Origin of the sequence: Pseudomonas sp. Irchel 3E20, from assembly GCF_900187645.1 — a bacterium.
GTDB lineage: Bacteria > Pseudomonadota > Gammaproteobacteria > Pseudomonadales > Pseudomonadaceae > Aquipseudomonas.
This window is the reverse complement of sequence record NZ_FYEE01000011.1, coordinates 80,071-99,695: the sequence shown is the minus strand read 5'-3', so window position 1 is coordinate 99,695 and position 19,625 is coordinate 80,071. Positions and strand designations below refer to the sequence as shown.

Annotated in this window: 21 protein-coding genes; 16 read left to right on the top strand and 5 right to left on the bottom strand. The window is 57.6% G+C overall.

Annotated elements, in window-relative coordinates; genetic code table 11:
- Positions 1–6 precede the first annotated feature (6 nt).
- Together CKW13_RS18995 and dprA are read right to left on the bottom strand one after the other, a co-directional pair.
- Entirely contained in the window at positions 7–564 is a 558-nt protein-coding gene (locus CKW13_RS18995) for an L-threonylcarbamoyladenylate synthase (RefSeq protein WP_095110211.1), read from the bottom strand.
- A 55-nt stretch (positions 565–619) separates the two neighbouring features.
- Positions 620–1,720, bottom strand: coding sequence for a DNA-processing protein DprA (dprA, locus tag CKW13_RS18990; protein ID WP_095110208.1), 1,101 nt, complete (start codon positions 1,718–1,720; stop codon positions 620–622).
- A 283-nt stretch (positions 1,721–2,003) separates the two neighbouring features.
- On the opposite strand from dprA, the gene def reads away from it, so the two are divergent.
- The 5 genes from def to CKW13_RS18965 all read left to right on the top strand — a co-directional run bounded on the left by def (position 2,004) and on the right by CKW13_RS18965 (position 6,604).
- Positions 2,004–2,510: a peptide deformylase gene (gene def / locus CKW13_RS18985; protein WP_095110206.1), complete on the top strand. Its 507-nt coding sequence runs from the start codon at positions 2,004–2,006 to the stop codon at positions 2,508–2,510.
- A 69-nt stretch (positions 2,511–2,579) separates the two neighbouring features.
- Positions 2,580–3,539, top strand: a complete 960-nt coding sequence (gene fmt / locus CKW13_RS18980) for a methionyl-tRNA formyltransferase (protein WP_095110204.1) — start codon at positions 2,580–2,582, stop codon at positions 3,537–3,539.
- Positions 3,536–4,861, top strand: coding sequence for a 16S rRNA (cytosine(967)-C(5))-methyltransferase RsmB (rsmB, locus tag CKW13_RS18975; RefSeq protein ID WP_095110203.1), 1,326 nt, complete (start codon positions 3,536–3,538; stop codon positions 4,859–4,861). Before fmt ends, rsmB begins: the two co-directional genes overlap by 4 nt.
- Positions 4,862–4,882: 21 nt before the next feature.
- On the top strand, positions 4,883–6,256 hold the full coding sequence (gene trkA, locus CKW13_RS18970; RefSeq protein ID WP_095110201.1) for a Trk system potassium transporter TrkA: 1,374 nt from the start codon (positions 4,883–4,885) through the stop codon (positions 6,254–6,256).
- A gap of 33 nt (positions 6,257–6,289) precedes the next feature.
- On the top strand, positions 6,290–6,604 hold the full coding sequence (locus CKW13_RS18965) for a tetratricopeptide repeat protein (RefSeq protein WP_095110199.1): 315 nt from the start codon (positions 6,290–6,292) through the stop codon (positions 6,602–6,604).
- A gap of 9 nt (positions 6,605–6,613) precedes the next feature.
- Here CKW13_RS18965 and CKW13_RS18960 read toward each other — a convergent pair whose 3' ends face one another.
- From CKW13_RS18960 to CKW13_RS18950, 3 genes are all read right to left on the bottom strand, one after another.
- Positions 6,614–6,853, bottom strand: coding sequence for a pilus assembly protein PilZ (locus tag CKW13_RS18960; protein ID WP_095110197.1), 240 nt, complete (start codon positions 6,851–6,853; stop codon positions 6,614–6,616).
- A 75-nt stretch (positions 6,854–6,928) separates the two neighbouring features.
- On the bottom strand, positions 6,929–7,816 hold the full coding sequence (locus CKW13_RS18955; protein WP_095110195.1) for a lysophospholipid acyltransferase: 888 nt from the start codon (positions 7,814–7,816) through the stop codon (positions 6,929–6,931).
- Between the two features lie 42 nt (positions 7,817–7,858).
- Positions 7,859–8,416, bottom strand: a complete 558-nt coding sequence (locus CKW13_RS18950) for a DNA-3-methyladenine glycosylase I (RefSeq protein ID WP_095110193.1) — start codon at positions 8,414–8,416, stop codon at positions 7,859–7,861.
- Positions 8,417–8,496: 80 nt separating this feature from the next.
- Between CKW13_RS18950 and glyQ the strand changes: the two genes are divergently transcribed.
- The 11 genes from glyQ (at position 8,497) to CKW13_RS18895 (ending at position 19,560) form a co-directional block, all read left to right on the top strand.
- On the top strand, positions 8,497–9,450 hold the full coding sequence (glyQ, locus tag CKW13_RS18945) for a glycine--tRNA ligase subunit alpha (RefSeq protein WP_003213601.1): 954 nt from the start codon (positions 8,497–8,499) through the stop codon (positions 9,448–9,450).
- Positions 9,447–11,501 carry a glycine--tRNA ligase subunit beta gene (gene glyS / locus CKW13_RS18940; RefSeq protein WP_095110191.1) on the top strand — a complete coding sequence of 685 codons (2,055 nt, stop codon included), beginning with the start codon at positions 9,447–9,449 and terminating at the stop codon, positions 11,499–11,501. The genes glyQ and glyS overlap by 4 nt, the downstream gene beginning before the upstream one ends.
- A gap of 22 nt (positions 11,502–11,523) precedes the next feature.
- Positions 11,524–12,045, top strand: coding sequence for a D-glycero-beta-D-manno-heptose 1,7-bisphosphate 7-phosphatase (gene gmhB, locus CKW13_RS18935; protein ID WP_176465144.1), 522 nt, complete (start codon positions 11,524–11,526; stop codon positions 12,043–12,045).
- A gap of 81 nt (positions 12,046–12,126) precedes the next feature.
- Positions 12,127–12,897, top strand: a complete 771-nt coding sequence (locus CKW13_RS18930) for a 1-acyl-sn-glycerol-3-phosphate acyltransferase (RefSeq protein WP_095110187.1) — start codon at positions 12,127–12,129, stop codon at positions 12,895–12,897.
- Between the two features lie 555 nt (positions 12,898–13,452).
- Positions 13,453–14,505, top strand: a complete 1,053-nt coding sequence (locus CKW13_RS18925) for a glycosyltransferase family 2 protein (RefSeq protein WP_256576628.1) — start codon at positions 13,453–13,455, stop codon at positions 14,503–14,505.
- An 82-nt stretch (positions 14,506–14,587) separates the two neighbouring features.
- Entirely contained in the window at positions 14,588–15,601 is a 1,014-nt protein-coding gene (locus CKW13_RS18920; RefSeq protein ID WP_371856246.1) for a glycosyltransferase, read from the top strand.
- Positions 15,601–16,755 (top strand): FAD-dependent oxidoreductase, encoded by a 1,155-nt coding sequence (locus CKW13_RS18915; RefSeq protein ID WP_371856245.1) that lies wholly within the window; start codon positions 15,601–15,603, stop codon positions 16,753–16,755. Before CKW13_RS18920 ends, CKW13_RS18915 begins: the two co-directional genes overlap by 1 nt.
- Positions 16,756–16,758: 3 nt before the next feature.
- Positions 16,759–17,553: an NAD(P)-dependent oxidoreductase gene (locus CKW13_RS18910; RefSeq protein WP_095110181.1), complete on the top strand. Its 795-nt coding sequence runs from the start codon at positions 16,759–16,761 to the stop codon at positions 17,551–17,553.
- Entirely contained in the window at positions 17,550–18,386 is an 837-nt protein-coding gene (locus CKW13_RS18905; protein WP_095110179.1) for a sugar phosphate isomerase/epimerase, read from the top strand. The genes CKW13_RS18910 and CKW13_RS18905 overlap by 4 nt, the downstream gene beginning before the upstream one ends.
- Positions 18,383–18,739, top strand: coding sequence for an EamA family transporter (locus CKW13_RS18900; protein ID WP_095110178.1), 357 nt, complete (start codon positions 18,383–18,385; stop codon positions 18,737–18,739). The genes CKW13_RS18905 and CKW13_RS18900 overlap by 4 nt, the downstream gene beginning before the upstream one ends.
- 11 nt (positions 18,740–18,750) lie before the next feature.
- Positions 18,751–19,560, top strand: coding sequence for a glycosyltransferase family 2 protein (locus tag CKW13_RS18895; RefSeq protein ID WP_095110176.1), 810 nt, complete (start codon positions 18,751–18,753; stop codon positions 19,558–19,560).
- The last annotated feature ends 65 nt before the right edge of the window (positions 19,561–19,625 follow it).

Here is a 19,625-nt window from a genome sequence, read left to right as displayed (position 1 = left end):
CAGTCCCTAACCCGCCCGCACCACTTGGCCGGTGGCCAGGTCGCGGATCACGCTGGGGTTCTTGCGCCCGCCAAGGCGCCCGCCCAGCACCAGGTCCAGTTGCCCGCGAAAATACTGCTCCACCCGCAACCGGGTACGCGCCGCCGGGCGGCCCTGAGGGTTGGCCGAAGTGGACACCAACGGCCCGACCAGCGAGCACAAATCGCGCACTTGCGGGTGGTCGCTGACGCGCAGGGCCACGGTTTCGTGTACGCCGGTGATCCACTGCGGCAGCATCCCCCGGTGGGGCACCAGCCAGGTGTTGGGCCCCGGCCAGGTGCTGGCCATGCGGTCGATCCACAGGTCCGGGAAGTCTTCAAACAAAAAGTCGAACTGGCGGATGTTGTCCGCCACCAGGATCAGGCCTTTTTCCACCGAACGGCCCTTGAGCATCAGCAAGCGCTCGACCGCGTCGAGGTTCCACGGGTCGCAACCCAGGCCCCACACGGCTTCGGTTGGATAGGCAATCACCGCCCCGGCGCGAATTTCTCGTGCGGCCTCTTGCACACGCCAACTATTGACCATCGCAGAGTCTCCAAAATGAAAGCTGCGCGCAGTTTACCGATCTTCCCGGTAAAGCCTAGCGCGCCAGCCAGCGCGCGCCTTCGCAAACGGCGCGGCCGTCCATCTCCAGCTCTGTCAGGGCCGCCAGCACCTTGGGCAAGGCCCAGCCACTGGCGGCGGCCAGGGCTTCGCTGGTGTGGGGCGCGGCGTGCAGCAGCGCCAGCAACGGGTGATCGCTGGGCGCCGGCGCCGCCTCGCAGGAGGGCGGTAGTTGCTGCCAGCCGCGCAGGGCTTCGAGCACGTGCTCGATGGTTTCCACCAGCACCGCGCCATCGCGGATCAACTGATGGCAACCCCGCGCCCCGGGGTGGTGGATGGAGCCGGGAATGGCATAGACCTCGCGGCCCTGTTCCGCCGCCAGCCGCGCGGTAATCAGCGAACCGCTGGCCACGCTGGCTTCCACCACCAGCACGCCGAGGGACAACCCGCTGATGATGCGGTTGCGCCGCGGGAAGTTGGCGGCGTTGGGCGCGGTCTCCAAGGGGAACTCGGACACCACTGCGCTACCGCCGTCGATCATGGCTTGCGCGAGGGTGCGATTGCGCTGTGGATAAAAATTTTCCAGGCCCGTGCCCAGCACGCCGATGGTCTGCCCGCCCACGTCCAGCGCGCCCTGGTGCGCCGCGCCGTCGATGCCCAGGGCCAGGCCGCTGGTAATGACAAAACCGGCGCCGGCCAGGCTGCGGGAAAACGTAGCGGCGGTGTCCATGCCCGGGCGCGACGCGCGGCGGCTGCCGACCATCGCCAACTGCGGTTTTTCCAGAATCTGCGGCGCGCCTGCGACGAACAACAGCGGCGGCGCATCGTCAATTTCCGCCAGCAGCGCGGGGTAGCCGGGCTGGTCCCACATCAGCAAATGCTGGCCCGGGCGCTCTAGCCAGGCCAATGCGTGGCTGGCGCCGTCGCGCACTTGGGGGTTGCGCCGGGCATCGCTACAGGCCGCCGGCAACCCCAAGACGCGCCAGGCACTGGCCGGTGCGCTGAGGGCTTTGGAGGCCGAACCGAAGGCTTGCAGCAGCGTGTAAAAACGCCGCGGGCCGAGCTCCGGCAGGCGATGCAGGCGCAGGCGCGCTTCGAGTTCGGCAGGGGATAGAACGGTGGGAGCAGGTGTGGGCATCGGATCATCCTTGATCGATATAAGTCCCTTCGGAAAAGGAACAAGCTGTGGATAAGTCTGTTGGTAACTTGTTGAGAATCTGTGATTTCACCGGCCTTTTCAGGCCCTTCGCAGCGCCCATACGGCGACTGCTCGTTTCAACATCGGGGGAATCCCTTTATTATGTGCGTTCGCGCCCAACGCCTGAGCCCGCGTGGCTCGCTCCCCCAGGAGCGCGTTGGGCACCGGTCGCCCGTCAGGCCGCCGATTTCGCCCTTACTTCACACGTGCAGCAATTACGCTTATGGCCATTTTGAACATCCTCGAATTTCCCGACTCGCGCCTGCGCACTGTCGCCAAACCGGTGGCCGTAGTGGACGCCGAGGTGCGCCAGTTGGTCGATGACATGTTTGAAACAATGTATGAGGCCCCCGGCATCGGCCTGGCCGCCACCCAGGTCAACGTGCATAAGCGCGTGGTGGTCATGGACCTGTCCGAAGATCGCAGCGCGCCCCAGGTGTTCATCAACCCTGAGTTCGAGCCGCTGACCGAAGAAATGGGCGAGTATCAGGAAGGCTGCCTGTCGGTGCCGGAGTTCTACGAGAACGTCGAGCGCCCGTTGCGCGTCAAGATCAAAGCCCTGGACCGCGACGGCAAGCCGTTCGAGCAGATTGCCGAAGGTCTGCTGGCGGTGTGTATCCAGCATGAGTGCGATCACCTCAACGGCAAGTTGTTCGTCGATTACCTGTCCACGCTCAAACGCGACCGGATCAAGAAGAAGCTGGAAAAGAAACATCGCCAGCAAGCTTGATCCCCTTCTTTCAAAGGCTTGCTGCAGCAAGCCTTTTTCTTTTTCGCGTGTTTTCAACCGAGAACTTTCATGACTGAGCCACTGCGCATTGTCTTTGCCGGCACCCCCGAATTTGCCGCCGAACACCTCAAGGCCCTGCTCGACAGCCCTTACCAGATCGTGGCCGTGTACACCCAGCCCGACCGCCCGGCCGGCCGCGGGCAAAAACTGGCGCCCAGCCCGGTCAAGCAACTGGCCCTGGAACACGGCATCGCCGTGCTACAACCGCCAACCCTGCGCAACGCCGAGGCCCAAGCCGAACTGGCGGCCCTCAAGCCCGACCTGCTGGTGGTGGTGGCCTACGGCCTGATCTTGCCGCAAGCGGTGCTGGATATTCCGCGCCTGGGCTGCATCAACAGCCACGCCTCGCTGCTGCCACGCTGGCGCGGGGCGGCGCCGATCCAGCGCGCCGTGCAAGCCGGCGATGCCGAAAGCGGCGTGACCGTGATGCGCATGGAACTGGGCCTGGACACCGGGCCGATGCTGCTTAAGGTCGCCACGCCCATCAGCGCCACCGACACCGGCGGTAGCCTGCATGACCGCCTCGCGCAAATCGGCCCGCCCGCCGTGCTGCAAGCCATCGCCGGGCTCGCTGCTGGCACCCTGCAAGGCGAAGTGCAGGACGACGCCCTCGCCACCTACGCCCACAAGTTGAACAAAGACGAAGCGCGTATCGACTGGAGCCGCCCAGCGCTGGAGTTGGAGCGCTTGGTGCGGGCCTTCTACCCGTGGCCGATCTGCCACAGCACGCTCAACGGCGAAGCGCTAAAAGTGCTCGCCGCCAGCCTGGCCGACGGCCACGGCGCACCGGGCGAGATTCTCGCCGCCAGCAAGGATGGCCTGGTGGTGGCCTGTGGCGAGCAGGCGCTGTGCCTGACCCGTCTGCAATTGCCCGGCGGCAAGGCGCTGAACTTCAGCGATTTGTTCAACAGCCGCCGTGAGAAATTCGCCCTGGGCACCGTCCTCGGCCACGCGGCGGATGCCCAATGAACCCGCGTCTGGCCGCCGCCAAGGCCCTGGCCGCCGTGCTCAGCGGCAAGGCCTCGCTCAACAGTTCGCTGCCGACCCAGTTGGATAAGGTGCAAGACCGCGACCGCGGTTTCACCCAGGACCTGGCCTTCGGCACCGCCCGCTGGCAGCCGCGGTTGTCGGCGCTGGCGGCCACGTTGCTGCAAAAACCCTTCAAGGCTGCCGATGCCGACGTCGAGGCGTTGTTGCTGGTGGGCCTGTACCAGTTGCTCTACAGCCGCGTGCCGGCCCACGCCGCCATCGGTGAAACCGTGGGTTGCGCCGACAAGCTGAAAAAGCCCTGGGCCAAGGCCCTACTCAACGCCGTGTTGCGCCGCGCCCAGCGCGAAAGCGAGGCGCTGTTGGCCGAGCTGGAGCACGACCCGGTGGTGCGCACCGCCCACCCGCGCTGGCTGCAAAAATCCCTCAAGGCCTTCTGGCCTCAGCAATGGGAAGCCATCTGCGCGGCGAACAACGCCCACCCGCCGATGATTCTGCGGGTCAACCGCCGCCATCATGGCCGCGACGCGTACCTCGGTTTGCTCAGCGCCGCAGGCGTGGCCGCCAAGGCGTGCGTGTTCAGCCAGGACGGCATCATCCTCGACGAGCCAAGTGACGTGCGCCAGTTGCCCGGTTTTGCCGAAGGCTGGATCAGCGTGCAGGACGAAGCCGCGCAACTGGCCGCCGACCTGCTCGACCTGGCCCCCGGCCAGCGCGTGCTCGACGCCTGCTGCGCGCCGGGCGGCAAGACGTGCCACATCCTGGAAGTCGAACCGGCCCTGGCCGGCGTGGTGGCCGTGGACCTGGAAGCCAAGCGCCTGGTGCGCGTGCGGGAAAACCTCGCGCGCCTGGGCCTGAGCGCCGAGTTGATCGCCGCCGATGGCCGCGACACCGCCGCGTGGTGGGACGGCAAGCCGTTCCAGCGCATCCTGCTGGACGCGCCGTGCTCGGCCACCGGGGTGATCCGCCGCCACCCGGACATCAAACTGACCCGCCAACCCGACGACATCGCCGCCCTCGCGGTGCTGCAAGGCGAGTTGCTCGACGCCCTGTGGCCGACCCTGGAGGTGGGCGGGGTGCTGCTCTACGCCACGTGCTCCACCTTGCCGACGGAAAACACCGAGGTTATCCAGGCGTTCTTGCAGCGCACCCCGGGCGCACGGGAGTTGGACATCGCCGGCCAACTGGGGCAGCCTGCCGCCGGCATCAAACAGCCCCACGGGCGCCAGTTGCTGGCGCAAGAGGGCGGGCATGACGGTTTCTACTACGCCAAGCTAATCAAGATCGCCGCCGCGCGCGGTTAACGGTTTTAAGGGAGTGAGCGGATGAAAATCATCATCCTCGGCGCAGGGCAGGTGGGCGGTTCGCTGGCAGAACACTTGGCCAGCGAAGCCAATGACATCACGGTGGTCGATACCGACGGCGAACGCCTGCGCGACCTCGGTGATCGCCTGGACATCCGCACGGTGCAGGGCCGCGGCTCGCTGCCGACCGTGCTGCGCCAGGCCGGCGCCGACGACGCCGACATGCTGGTGGCCGTGACCAACAGCGATGAAACCAACATGGTCGCCTGCCAGGTCGCCCACACGCTGTTCCACACCCCGACCAAAATTGCCCGCGTGCGCGAAGCGTCCTACCTGACCCGTGCCGACCTGTTCGACAACGACGCGATCCCGGTGGACGTGCTCATCAGCCCCGAGCAAGTGGTCACCAACTACATCAAGCGCCTGATCGAGCACCCCGGCGCCCTGCAAGTCATCAACTTCGCCGAGGGCAAGGCCCAACTGGTAGCGGTCAAGGCCTACTACGGCGGGCCGCTGGTGGGCCAGCAACTGCGCCAGTTACGCGAGCACATGCCGAATGTGGAGACGCGAGTCGCAGCTATTTTCCGACGCGACCGGCCTATCCTGCCCCAGGGCGATACGGTGATCGAAGCGGACGACGAAGTATTCTTCATCGCCGCCAAAGCGCACATTCGCGCGGTGATGAGCGAAATGCGCCGCCTCGATGAGAGCTACAAGCGCATCGTGATCGCCGGCGGTGGGCAGATCGGCGAACGCTTGGCCGAAGCCATCGAAAGCCGCTACCAAGTGAAGATCATCGAGATGAACCCGGCGCGCTGCCGCTACCTGTCCGATACCCTGGACAGCACCGTGGTACTGCAAGGCAGCGCTTCGGACCGCGACCTGCTGTTGGAAGAAAACATCGCCGAAGCCGATATTTTCCTGGCGCTGACCAACGATGACGAAGCCAACATCATGTCTTCGCTGCTGGCCAAACGCCTGGGCGCGCGCAAGGTGATGACCATCATCAACAACCCGGCCTATGTCGACCTGATCCAGGGCGGCGATATCGATATCGCCATCAGCCCGCAATTGGCCACCATCGGCACCTTGCTCACCCACGTGCGCCGCGGCGATATCGTCAGCGTGCACTCGCTGCGCCGCGGCGCCGCGGAGGCCATCGAGGCGATTGCCCACGGCGACTCCAAGTCGAGCAAGGTAGTCGGCAAGGCCATCGAGAACATCGGTCTGCCGCCGGGCACCACCATCGGCGCGATCATCCGCGACGAGGAAGTCATCATCGCCCACGACGACACGGTGATCGAAGCGGGCGACCACGTGATCCTGTTTCTTGTGGATAAAAAGCACATCCGCGATGTGGAAAAACTGTTCCACGTGGGGTTGAGCTTCTTCTAACCCCTTTGGCCTACCTCAAGAAGGAATCCATCCATGCTCGATTCCCTGGAAAAAATGCTCGCCAAGGGTGTGGATAACGCCCTGCTGCGCTTCGGCCTGGGTAAGGGCTACCTGGACCTGGGCGACAACGCCCGCGCAGCCGAGCACTTCACCCGTTGCGTAGCTTTTGACCCTAAGTATTCGGCAGCCTGGAAGCTGTTGGGTAAGGCGCACCTGGGCCTGGCCGACCGCGCCGGCGCACGGCACGCCTGGGAGCAGGGGCTGGAAGCGGCCCGCAGCCATGGCGACAAGCAGGCAGAAAAGGAAATGAGCGTGTTTTTGAAGAAGCTCGACCGCCAGGCGCAATGACCGCGGCGGCTACAGGTAGCGCAACGCGATCCCTTCGGCATCGACTTGCACCACTTCCATGCGCACCCGCGGCGCCACCACGGGCAGGCCTTGCACCTGGCCGTAGACCACCGCGCCCTTGCTCAGCCCCGCCAGGGCCGGGTGTTTGACGTACACCCCGCTGGCGGAAAGGTGGCGGGTCTGGCCCAGGCATTCGCCGAAGCTTTCATGCTGGATCTTGATGCGAAAGGATTTGCGTAGATCGGACATCTGTTGCGCCCTTATTGAACCTTTGCGTTGTGGATAACCCTGCAAGAAGGTTATCCACAGATCGTGCCAATGCACTCAGTACCAGCGAGCCTCGCCCGGTGGGCGCTTCTTGAAGCGCTTCATGCTCCACATGTATTGGCTTGGGTAAGCCGCCACATACTTCTCCACCACCTGGCTCATGGCCGCGCAAGACGTTTGGGTATCGGTGCTGTACATGGCCTCTGGCGCAGCTTCGAGGATCACTTTGTAGCCCGAACCGTCCGGCAGGCGCAGGGCATGCAGGAACACGCCCACGGCTTTGCCGCCGGCGAGCATGTTGGGCACGAACTTGCTGGTCAGGGCCTGGGTGGCGAAAAACGGCACGAAGATACCGGCGGATTCGGCCGGTTCCGGGTCAGCCGGGATGCCCACTGCACCACCTTTGCGCACTTCCTTTATGACACTGAGGATGCCTTCTTTGGTCGATGCCGCGACGCGGTTGCCCAGTTGCACGCGTTGCTTGCGCAGCAGGTCGTCCACAGCTTTGAGCTTGGGCGGGCGGTAGAAAATAATCGGTTTGCATTGGCTGCAATAGAAGTGGTTGAGCACTTCCCAGTTGCCCAGGTGGCTGGTGATGCCGACCACGCCTTTGCCCGAGGCCAGGGCCTCCTTGAGCACCTCCAGGCCTTCGACTTCGCGCACCAGATCGATGGAGCGCTGCGCCGGCCAGATCCACGCGCAGGCGCTTTCGGTCAGCGACTTGCCGATGTCCCTCAGGCTGCGCCCGACCAATCGCTCGCGCTCGGCGGGGTCCATGTCGGGGAAGCACTTGCTCAGGTTGATGCGCACCACGTCGCGCGAACGGTTCGGGGTTTTCCACATCACCCAGCCAATGGCCGCGCCCACCGCTTGCACGGCCCGCCACGGCAGCAGGGCAAACAACCGCAGAGCGCCTACCAGCAAGGCGCCTTTCAACTTATCCACAGGTCACTCCTGATCTCATGTGCTGTGTGCGAACCGCGCATTCTAACCGCGTGCGGCCAAGGGCGCGTAGCGATCACAGTCAACGGTGTGGTCCATGACCATGCCCGAGGCCTGCATCAGCGCATAACAGATGGTCGGGCCAACGAAGGTGAAACCGGCCTTTTTCAGGCCCCGGCTCATGGCTTCGGCCTCGGGGGTGACCGCGGGGACTTCGCTGCGGTCCTTGAAGTGGTTGATTTTCGGCTGCCCACCGACGAACGACCACAGCAGCGCCACCGGGTCGTCCTGGGCCAGCCACGCCTGGGCGTTGCGCCGGGCGGCGTTGAGCTTCAGGCGATTGCGGATGATCCCGGGGTCGAGCATCAATTGCTCGATTTCGGCGTCGCTCATCTGCGCCACGCGCTGCACATCAAAGCCGAACAGGACCTGACGATAATGTTCGCGTTTGCGCAAAACCGTGATCCAGGACAACCCGGCCTGGAACCCTTCGAGCAATAACAACTCGAACAGACGCTGCGCATCGCGTAGCGGCACGCCCCACTCCTGATCGTGATAAGCCATGTAAAGCGGATCTTGTGAGCACCAAAAGCAGCGTGGCATAAGGCTCCAGGGGGCGTGCGCGCAAATGAATCGGGTATACTCCCGCTCTTTAAATCGCAGCCCAAGAAACAGGTGAATTTGTGAGCCAGCCTACGCCAGCCGTGCGTACCTTCCAAGACTTGATCCTCGCGCTCCAGCAATACTGGGCCGAGCAAGGTTGTGTGGTACTTCAGCCCTACGATATGGAAGTAGGCGCCGGCACTTTTCATACCGCCACGTTCCTGCGCGCCATCGGCCCGGAAACCTGGAACGCCGCTTATGTGCAGCCCAGTCGTCGCCCGACTGACGGCCGCTACGGCGAAAACCCGAACCGTCTGCAGCACTACTATCAGTTCCAGGTTGTCCTGAAGCCGAACCCGGACAACTTCCAGGAGCTGTACCTGGGCTCGCTCAAGCACGTGGGCCTGGACCCGCTGGTGCACGACATCCGCTTCGTCGAAGACAACTGGGAATCGCCGACCCTGGGCGCCTGGGGCCTGGGCTGGGAAGTCTGGCTCAACGGCATGGAAGTCACCCAGTTCACCTACTTCCAGCAAGCGGGCGGCATCGAGTGCTACCCGGTGACCGGCGAAATCACCTACGGCCTCGAACGCCTGGCCATGTACCTGCAAGGCGTGGACTCGGTCTACGACCTGGTCTGGGCCGATGGCCCGTTCGGCAAGGTGACCTACGGCGACGTGTTCCACCAGAACGAAGTGGAGCAATCGACCTACAACTTCGAGCACGCCAACGTCGAGAAACTGTTCGAGCTGTTCGACTTCTATGAAAGCGAAGCCAAGCGCCTGATCGAACTCGACCAGCCGCTGCCGTTGCCCAGCTATGAAATGGTGTTGAAGGCGTCCCACACCTTCAACCTGCTGGACGCGCGCCGGGCGATCTCGGTGACCGCGCGCCAGCAATACATCCTGCGAGTGCGCACCCTGGCGCGTTCCGTCGCCCAAGCCTACCTGCTGGCCCGCGCCAAGCTGGGCTTCCCGATGGCAACCCCGGACCTGCGTGATGAAGTGTTGGCTAAGCTGGAGGCTGCACAATGAGTGCTCAAGATTTTCTGGTTGAACTGGGCACCGAAGAACTGCCACCCAAAGCCCTGAATACCCTGGCCGAAGCGTTCCTCGCGGGTATCGACAAAGGCCTGCAGGCCGCAGGCCTGGGCTATGAAGCCAAGCAGGTCTACGCCGCGCCGCGCCGCTTGGCCGTGCTGATTACCGCGCTCGCCACCCAGCAGCCGGACCGCAGCATCAACCTCGACGGCCCGCCCCGCCAGGCCGCGTTCGATGCCGAAGGCAACCCGACCCAAGCCGCCCTTGGCTTTGCCAAGAAGTGTGGCGTGGAGCTGAGCGAAATCGACCAGAGCGGTGCGAAACTGCGCTTCAGCCAGGTCATCAAGGGCAAGCCAACCGCCAGCCTGCTGCCGACCATCGTCGAAGACTCCCTCAACGACCTGCCGATTCCCAAGCGTATGCGCTGGGGCGCGCGCAAAGAAGAATTCGTACGCCCAACCCAATGGCTGGTGATGCTGCTCGGTGACCAGGTCATCGACTGCACCATCCTGGCGCAAAAGGCCGGCCGCGATTCCCGTGGGCACCGCTTCCACCACCCGGACAGCGTGCGCATCACCTCGCCAGCCAACTACCTGAACGACTTGCGCGCCGCCTATGTACTGGCCGACGCCAACGAGCGCCGCGCCATCATCAGCCAGCGCACCGCAGAACTGGCCACCCGCCAGGAAGGCACCGCGATCGTGCCACCAGCGCTGCTCGACGAAGTGACCGCCCTGGTGGAATGGCCCGTGCCGCTGGTGTGCTCGTTCGAGGAACGCTTCCTCGACGTGCCCCAGGAAGCCCTGATTACCACCATGCAGGACAACCAGAAGTACTTCTGCCTGCTGGACGCTGATGGCAAGTTGCTGCCGCGCTTTATCACCGTAGCCAACATCGAAAGCAAAGACCCACAGCAGATCATCGACGGTAACGAGAAAGTGGTTCGCCCACGCCTCACCGACGCCGAGTTCTTCTTCAAGCAAGACAAGAAGCAAAAACTCGAAGCCTTCAACCTGCGCCTGCAAAACGTGGTGTTCCAGGAAAAACTGGGCAGCGTCTACGACAAGGCCGAGCGTGTTTCCAAGCTGGCGGCGCACATCGCCACCCGCATCGGCGGCGACGCCACCCGCGCGGCCCGTGCCGGCCTACTGTCCAAGTGCGACCTGGCCACCGAAATGGTCGGCGAGTTCCCAGAAATGCAAGGCGTGGCCGGCTACTACTACGCCCTCAACGATGGTGAGCCGCAAGATGTCGCCCTGGCCCTGAACGAGCAGTACATGCCCCGTGGCGCCGGCGCCGAACTGCCGAGCACCCTCACCGGCGCGGCCGTGGCGATTGCCGACAAGCTCGACACCCTGGTAGGGATCTTCGGCATCGGCATGCTGCCCACCGGCAGCAAAGACCCCTACGCCCTGCGCCGTGCCGCCCTCGGCGTGCTGCGCATCCTGATCGACAAGAAACTCGACCTCGACCTGACCGACGCCGTGGCCTTCGCGGTCAATGCGTTCGGCGCCAAGGTCAAGGCCGCGGGCCTGGCCGATCTGGTGCTGGAATTCATCTTCGACCGCTTGCGCGCTCGCTATGAAGATGAAGGCGTGGACGTTGCCACCTACCTCTCGGTGCGCGCCCTGAAACCCGGCTCGGCCCTGGACTTCGACCAGCGTGTGCAAGCGGTGCAGGCCTTCCGCCAACTGCCGGAAGCGGCAGCGCTGGCGGCGGTGAACAAGCGGGTATCGAACTTGCTGAGCAAGGTCGAAGGCAATATCCCAACCACCGTTGAAGCCAAATACTTCGACAACGCCAACGAGTTCTCCCTGTACTCGGCCATCCAGCAAGCCGACCAGGCTGTGCAACCGATGGCGGCGGCGCGTCAGTACCGCGAGTCCCTCGCACGCCTGGCAGCCCTGCGTGAACCCGTTGACGCTTTCTTCGAAGCGGTAATGGTCAACGCCGAAGATGCCAACGTGCGGGCCAACCGCTACGCGCTGTTGGCACGTCTGCGCGGCCTGTTCCTGGGCGTTGCCGACATTTCGCTGCTGGGCTAAGGAGTCGCCGTTGAAACTGCTGATGCTCGATCGGGACGGGGTCATCAACTATGACAGCGACGCTTACATCAAGTCGGTCGAGGAGTGGACTCCACTGCCCGGCTCGGTCGAAGCCATCGCGCAGTTGAGCAAGGCCGGATGGACGGTGGCCGTCGCCACCAACCAGTCCGGCATTGCTCGCGGCTACTACGACATCGCCACGCTGGACGCCATGCACCAGCGCCTGCGCGCCCTGGTGGCGGAGCAGGGGGGTGAGCTGGGCCTGATCGTCTACTGCCCCCATGGCCCCGATGAAGACTGCGATTGCCGCAAACCCAAACCCGGCCTGCTGAAAACCATCGCGGCTCATTACCAGGTGGAATTGGCCCGTGTCTGGTTCGTGGGCGACAGCATCAGTGACCTGGAGGCAGCCAAAGCCGTCGACTGTCAGCCAGTTTTGGTAAAAACCGGTAAAGGCGAAAAGACTCTGGGCAAAACCCTACCGGTGGGCACCTTGATTTTTGACGATCTGGCGGCGATTGCCGCTGAACTTATCCACAACTAGGGTTCTTCTGACGTCCTGACCAGGGAATGTTCGGGAGTGCGCTTGAACAGGCGGGCAATGCCCGCAACGGTAAATGTCGCTATGTCGATCTTGCAGGCAATCAGGACCTTCTTCTTTTACCTGCTGCTGGGCACCAGCTCCTTGCTCTGGTGCAGCCTGAGCTTTTTCATCGCGCCTTTTCTGCCTTTCAAGGCCCGCTATCGCTTCATCAATGTCTATTGGTGCCGTTGTGCGCTGTGGCTGAGCAAGGTCTTTCTCGACATCCGCTTTGAAGTCAAAGGCGCCGAGAACGTCCCTGCACAACCCTGCGTCATCCTGTCGAACCACCAAAGCACCTGGGAGACGTTCTTTCTCTCCGCCTATTTCCAGCCCTTGAGCCAAGTCCTCAAGCGCGAACTGCTGTTCGTGCCCTTCTTCGGCTGGGCCATGGCCATGCTGCGCCCGATCGCCATCGACCGCGACAACCCCAAGGCCGCCCTCAAGCACGTCGCCAAAAAAGGCGATGAACTGCTCAAGGACGGCGTCTGGGTCCTGATCTTCCCCGAAGGCACCCGCGTCCCCTTCGGCCAGGTCGGCAAATTCTCCCGAGGCGGCACCGCCCTGGCCGTCAACGCCAACCTGCCCGTCCTGCCCATTGCCCACAACGCTGGTAAATTCTGGCCAAAAACCGGTTGGGCGAAAAAAGCCGGCGTCATCACCGTCGTCATCGGCGAACCCATGTACGCCAACGGCACCGGCCCCCGCGCCATCGCCGAACTCAACGACCGCGCCGCCGCTTGGAACGAACAAACCCAACGCGACATGGGCTCCCTGCCGCCGAGCATGGCTGAAGTGGAAAAAGTGGCTGTTTAAAATCTGTGGATAAACTGTGGGCTATTTTCTGGGCGAGAGAGCCAGCCTTACGTATTACATTGATTTTTATGTATATTTCTTAAGAGCATAAACCGCATGGAGAGGTGCATAAGTTTTTAAACAGCTCAATGGCACTATGACCAGTGAACACCTGTGTTTAGCACTAAGCCGGGTCCCCACGCAGCAGATCACCCCGTAGAGCTTTTTACTACAACATATCTTTTACTTAAAAGGAGCGGGTGTTGAGGCGCAGCAAACCAGTAGCACTGTTCAGTTGCCTGAGGTAGCAGCACATTAAGATTACGATCCAAATGCAATTCACGAAGCAGTTGTCGGACTGAGTATCCCGACCAACTTCCCGGCATACTTACCTGGAAAATTTACTATCATTCAGCCACTATTCTGATACCAGTCAGAGAGCGATCCCCCCCAAGACATAGCGCTTCGAAAAGCACACTTTTTCAATGAACACACTGGTTTTTTGTGGTATTTTCATAAAGTTGCGGCATCGCATAGATGCTAAACACTGGGCCGGGCGAGCCTAGTGCACCTATTTTGAGTACAGCCATCCATTGGGATGGCGCTCAGAGAGTATCTTCTGTGGCAAATAGTACATTTGATAATTTTATACTTAAATCAAATAAAAAGCCTTTGGCCCCCCCTCGGGAACCAGAAAGTGGCTTACCTCAAATAACCATATTAATGTGCACCTATAATGGTGAACATTTTTTGGCTGAGCAATTAGAGTCTTTCAATTATCAAACACACACTTCATGGAACTTGATTGTTTCTGATGATGGCTCTCGAGACAATACGCTAAATATCCTCAAGTGCCATCAACAAAAGCTTGATAAAGACAGGCTTAAAATCGTTCCTGGGCCCCAACAAAACTTTGTCAGGAATTTTTTATCTCTTTGCTGCCGCGTTGATATAGAAGCAGATTTCTATGCCTGGGCAGATCAAGACGACATCTGGAATGAAGATAAGCTTCAAGTAGCCTCAAATTGGTTGAGCACGATTCCCAAGCAACTGCCGGCCCTTTATTGCAGCAGAACACAGCTGATTGATGAGTCAAACAACTTGATTGGATTTTCACCAAAATTTAGTCGCCCACCTAGCTTTGCCAATGCCCTAGTGCAAAATATTGGTGGTGGAAACACCATGGTGTTTAATCATACTGCAAAGCTGTTACTCCAAGAAGCCGGAGACAAATTAGATATTCCAACTCACGACTGGTGGGCATATCAATTAATTACAGGTGCTGGCGGAGTGATACATTATGACGAGTCTCCGCACCTGCTGTATCGACAGCACAGTAGCAATCTGATAGGTAGCAATTCTGGCTGGCTAGCAAGATTTCAGCGCCTACGCGGCACGCTTCGAGGTGATTTCAAAGCTTGGAGCAGGAAAAACATCGAAGCGCTGGATAGTGTCCGTCACTTGCTTACCCTAGAAAACCAATTAATACTGGATAACTTTAAACATGCATGCAACCAAAAATCATGGAAAGTAGTGTGGAGCCTTAGGAAAGCAGGTGTGTATAGGCAAACATGGCTTGGAAACTTAAGCCTCATATTGGCCTGCTTGGCCAAGGAAGGTAGACGTTGACATGAACCCCGACTAGAAATACTTGCTGCCAAACTATCATCGACTAACTTAACATGACAACTCAACGATCAGGATAATTAAAGTGCCATTTTTGTCTGTAGTTTTCATCGTTCGAAATCAGTCGGACACAATTGAAAGTATACTGTCCGATGCCACCACTGTTATCTCGAACCTGGTCAGCGATTATGAGTTAATCATTGTTGATAATGCTTCAGAAGACAATAGTATTTCAGTAATGAAACGTCTGACAGGCGAGAGTGGCTTTGCTAATCTACAGGTTTATGCTCTGACTAAGGAAGTAGATACTGATACCGCCTCTTGGGTGGGGCTAGAGAATGCGCTAGGCGACTTTGTGGCCGTCATCGATCCTCTCATAGACGACATCATCTTTCTGCCAGAGTTATTGGATCAAGCAGTGCGTGGCTCTGACGTGGTTTTTGCAAATAATGAACAAAAACCAGCACGCAGCCTCGCCTATCGCGCAGCCTTCGCTCTTTTCAACGGTTTATATAGTTGGTTCAACGGCGTCCATCTTGCTAAAGAAGCACCTCAGTATCGCATTCTCAGCAAAAGGGTCATTAATTTTATTCTTCAGCACCCTCAACCATCCATGACATATCGCCACCTTCCCGCGACTGGGGGTTTTGCTCGCTCATACTTGAACTACAGCTCTAAACCTAAGGCCTCGCAGCAAAAACGCTTAGGCGAGAGCATTGATCGTGGCATGCGGCTACTCGTTTCAACCACCCGCGCACCTATGCGACTGGTCACATCTCTTTCTCTCTTCGGGGCAGTAGCCAATTTGATCTATAGCGTTTACGTTGTTGCAATCGGCCTTTTGAAAGCCGACGTTGCCCCTGGCTGGATCAGTTTTTCACTCCAACAATCTGGTATGTTTTTCTTGATTTCACTTGTACTGCTTGTGTTGGGCGAATACATTCTCAATATGGCCAGTCTATCAAATGAAGGCCCGCTCTATCATGTTGGCCAAGAGTTTACGAGTGCCCGCATGACACGCCGTGAAAAACTGAATATTGAAGAGGTCGCTCCAACTAAAATAATGCCTCCAATCTCACCTACAGATCAGGCGTCATGATGAGAAAGTCCAGTCCACAACAAGAAGCAATCATCATCGGCGGTGGATTTTACGGCGCAGCGATTGCTATCTATCTTGCTAAGCAACGCGGACTGAAACACATTGTACTTATCGAGCGTGAACCAGCGCTAATGATGCGTGCCTCTTATAATAACCAAGCGCGAGTTCATAACGGATATCATTATCCACGTAGTTTTACAACCGCGTACCGAAGCCGTATAAATTTGCCTAGGTTCGTTCGTGACTGGCCACAAGTAGTTAAGCAAGACTTTGTTAAGTTATATGCAATCGCACGGAGAAACTCAAAAGTAACAGCGAAACAGTTTCAACGATTTTGCCGTGATATTGGTGCAAGCATTCTCCCAGCGGACCCTGCCTTACGAGCGCTTTTTGAACCGCGCCTAATTGAAGACGTGTTCTTGGTGGAAGAGTATGCCTTCGATACGACAAAACTTTCCAGTTGGGCTGAAAGGGAATTGAGGGAAAGTGGTGTTGAAATTCGCTATGAGTCCCGCGTAGTAGAGATATCAAGAGGCGCAGAAGCGCCCCTTGAAATCGTCACAGAATCCAAATTTGGAGTAAGGGATTCCATTTCCTGCAGTTTTGTTTTCAATTGTACCTACAGTGGTCTAAACCAGTTCAAGGGAGAATTTTCCGGAGTAAAAGCTGAGCTGAAACAAGAGATAACTGAAATGGCGCTTATGCAAATGCCATCAGCTCTGAATGGCCTGGGGATAACCGTGATGGATGGACCTTTTTTTTCGTTAATGCCGTTTCCGGCTAGGGGACTGCATACCCTATCTCATGTTCGCTATACACCGCATTTGAATTGGAACGACGTAGAAGGCCTTGATCCTTACGAGAAACTCAAGCAGTACGATCGCGCCACACGTGTTGACCGTATGGTTAGAGATGTGGCCAGGTATATTCCGTCGTTGCAGAGCGCCACATATACCGATTCTCTATTCGAAGTAAAAACGGTGCTCGTAAAAAATGAAGGCGACGATGGACGTCCAATTTTTTTTGAAAAACATCAAAGCTTGCCAGGATGCTATTCAATTCTAGGCGGAAAAATCGACAATATTTATGATGTCCTTGAAACGCTAGACACGGAAGACTTATCTGTTAAGCCAACCAGGGATATGCAGGAGTAAAATATGAGCAATGCACTTATCGGTTTCTCCGGATTTGTTGGTTCTACTCTTCTGAAGCAAGCGCCGTTCGACGCGCTCTTTCGTTCAACCAACATTGACAAGATTGATGGCCAAACATTCCAGACGGTCGTCTGCGCAGGGGCCCCGGCACAGAAATGGATCGCCAATCGAGACCCGGAAGGCGATCAGCAAAAAATTGACGAGCTAATTGCTCACCTTTCCACAATTAAGTGCCGAACATTCGTACTAATCAGCACGGTTGATGTATTCAAAACTGTTCTCGGAGTGGATGAAGACACTCCAGTCGAAGAAGAAGAACTTCACGCCTACGGTCTGAATCGCCGTCGTTTGGAAAAATTTATAGAACGTAATTTTCCCAATCACTTGATCGTACGTCTCCCCGGCTTAGTCGGGCCGGGCCTGCGCAAGAATGTGATTTATGATTTTCTGAACAATAACAATCTTGAAGCCATCGATAGCCGTGGGGTATTTCAATTTTACCCTATGGTCAACCTGTGGGCAGATATTCAAACCGCGATCGACAATGGCCTTAAACTTATTCATCTGACCTCTGAGCCAATCAGTGTCGGCGAGATCTCAGAGAAAGGTTTCGGTAATGTGTTCAATCACTCTTTAGCCAGTACTGCTGCTACCTACGATATGCAAACAAAATACGCTCACATATTCGGAGCCTCTGGTCGCTACCAGTACACTTCCAGAGAGACCATTCTGGCTGTCAGGAGTTATGCGCAATCAGAAAGCCCTACACCCAAACCCGTCTCGGAGAAAACGGCATGAGGCTAGCGGTTTCTAATATTGCATGGGACGTAACAGAGGATGAGGCAGTTGTTCAGCTTCTCCAACGCTACAGTGTTGATGCAATAGATATTGCGCCAGGAAAATACTTCGCTCAGCCGGCCAACGCTTCAGACTCAGAAATTGCACACGTTAAAGTATGGTGGAATACAAGAGGTATAGAAATTACCGGCATGCAGGCACTACTTTTTGGTACATCGGGCCTTAATGTTTTCGGCGCTCCAACCTCCCAAAAAGCTATGTTAAGTCACTTGAAAGCAATATGCCGAATTGGGGCAGGCCTCGGCGCGACCCGCCTGGTATTCGGTTCTCCGAAAAACAGGGACCGTACTGGGTTGAGTGAAGCTGAAACCCAGGAAGTTGCTATTTCGTTTTTTAGAGAATTAGGCGATATCGCCCAGACGAACAATGTTACTGTGTGCTTAGAGCCAAACCCCACGTGTTATGGTGCTAACTTCATGACCACCAGCGCTGAAACTGCATACATCGTAAAGTTAATTGCGCATCCGTCGATCAAGATGCAACTAGACACGGGCGCACTAGCGATCAATGGTGAAGATCCTTATCAAGTTCTTCAGAATACGGCTCCGTTCATCGGGCATATCCACGCCAGTGAACCGAATCTAGTGACCTTGGGCGATGGTGGTACAGATCACCAAAGAATGGCAGAAGCCATCAGGCAACACCTGACGAACCCTATTGTCTCTATTGAAATGCTAGGTACTCAGGGTGAATCACATGTGCTCTCAATTGAGCGAGCACTCCAATTTGCCGAGAAGCACTATAGATCCCTAGGTGCTGGAGTAGACAAATGAAGTGGTTCATTTTGATAATTGGCATTCTTTCCAATGCCTCCGCAAGCGTACTGATAAAGATGGCGATGATGGAGCCGCGTAAATTTCCATCCCTCAGTGACCCAATGGCTGCTCTAAATAACTGGCCATTTTGGCTAGGCCTTGGTCTCTATGGTGCAGCATTTCTTCTCTATGCTGCAGCCTTGGCAAGGCTACCATTAAATGTGGCACATCCTGTCCTCACAGCTGGTGCAGTTGCTGCCGTCGCAATGTCTTCTATATTGATTTTTCGTGAACCCTTTCACTGGACAACAGGTGCAGGGATCTTACTGGTAATTGCCGGCGTAGCCTTGATTACAGCTCGCGTCGCTTAAAGGTACACCCAATGACATCTATAGAAATTACTCCAGCTATTCGCGAAACCTGGCAAGTTCCGTCATTCGAGATCCCACTATGGCTAGGGCGGGAGCACGCTTGGTGTGTGGTGATTCCTGTCATTAACGAAGGTGAGCGGATTAAGAGCCTGTTAACTCGTATGGCCGCAGTTAATGTGTCCAGTATTGCGGATATCATTATTGTTGATGGTGGTAGTACTGACGGATCGCTGGAGTTGGAGTCACTGCAACAGATTGGAGTTCGTGGCCTCGTACTCAAAACCGCACCCGGGAAATTGAGTGCACAACTTCGATGTGCTTACGCATTTGTTCTCGATCAAGGATACGAGGGGGTCGTAACGATTGATGGAAACGACAAAGACGACCCAGATGCAATTCTCGATTTCATTAACGCACTTAAACAAGGTGCGGATTTCGTTCAGGCTTCCCGGTTCGTAGAAGGGGGAACCGCAGAAAACACCCCCAAATCAAGGGATTTTGCTATCCGCTTTATCCATGCCCCCATGTTAAGTGTCGCTTCTGGGTTTCACTGGACAGATACTACTCAAGGTTTTCGCGCCTACAGCCGAAAAATGCTGGTAGACCCAAAAATATCAATATTCAGAGATGTTTTCTCCAAGTATGAGTTGTTGGCCTACCTCTCATATCGTGCCCCACGCTTGGGATACAAATGCATTGAACTGCCTACAGTACGACGCTACCCCAAAGGTGAGGTTCCGACAAAAATCAGTGCTTTTCGAGGGAATTTTGAGGTACTGAAAACACTTGTGAAAGCATGTGCCGGCGCCTATAACCCTTAAAAAATCATGGCGAAATATGGGTCATGAATTAGGGCTCAACCGTAAATTGTACAATAATTATCGAG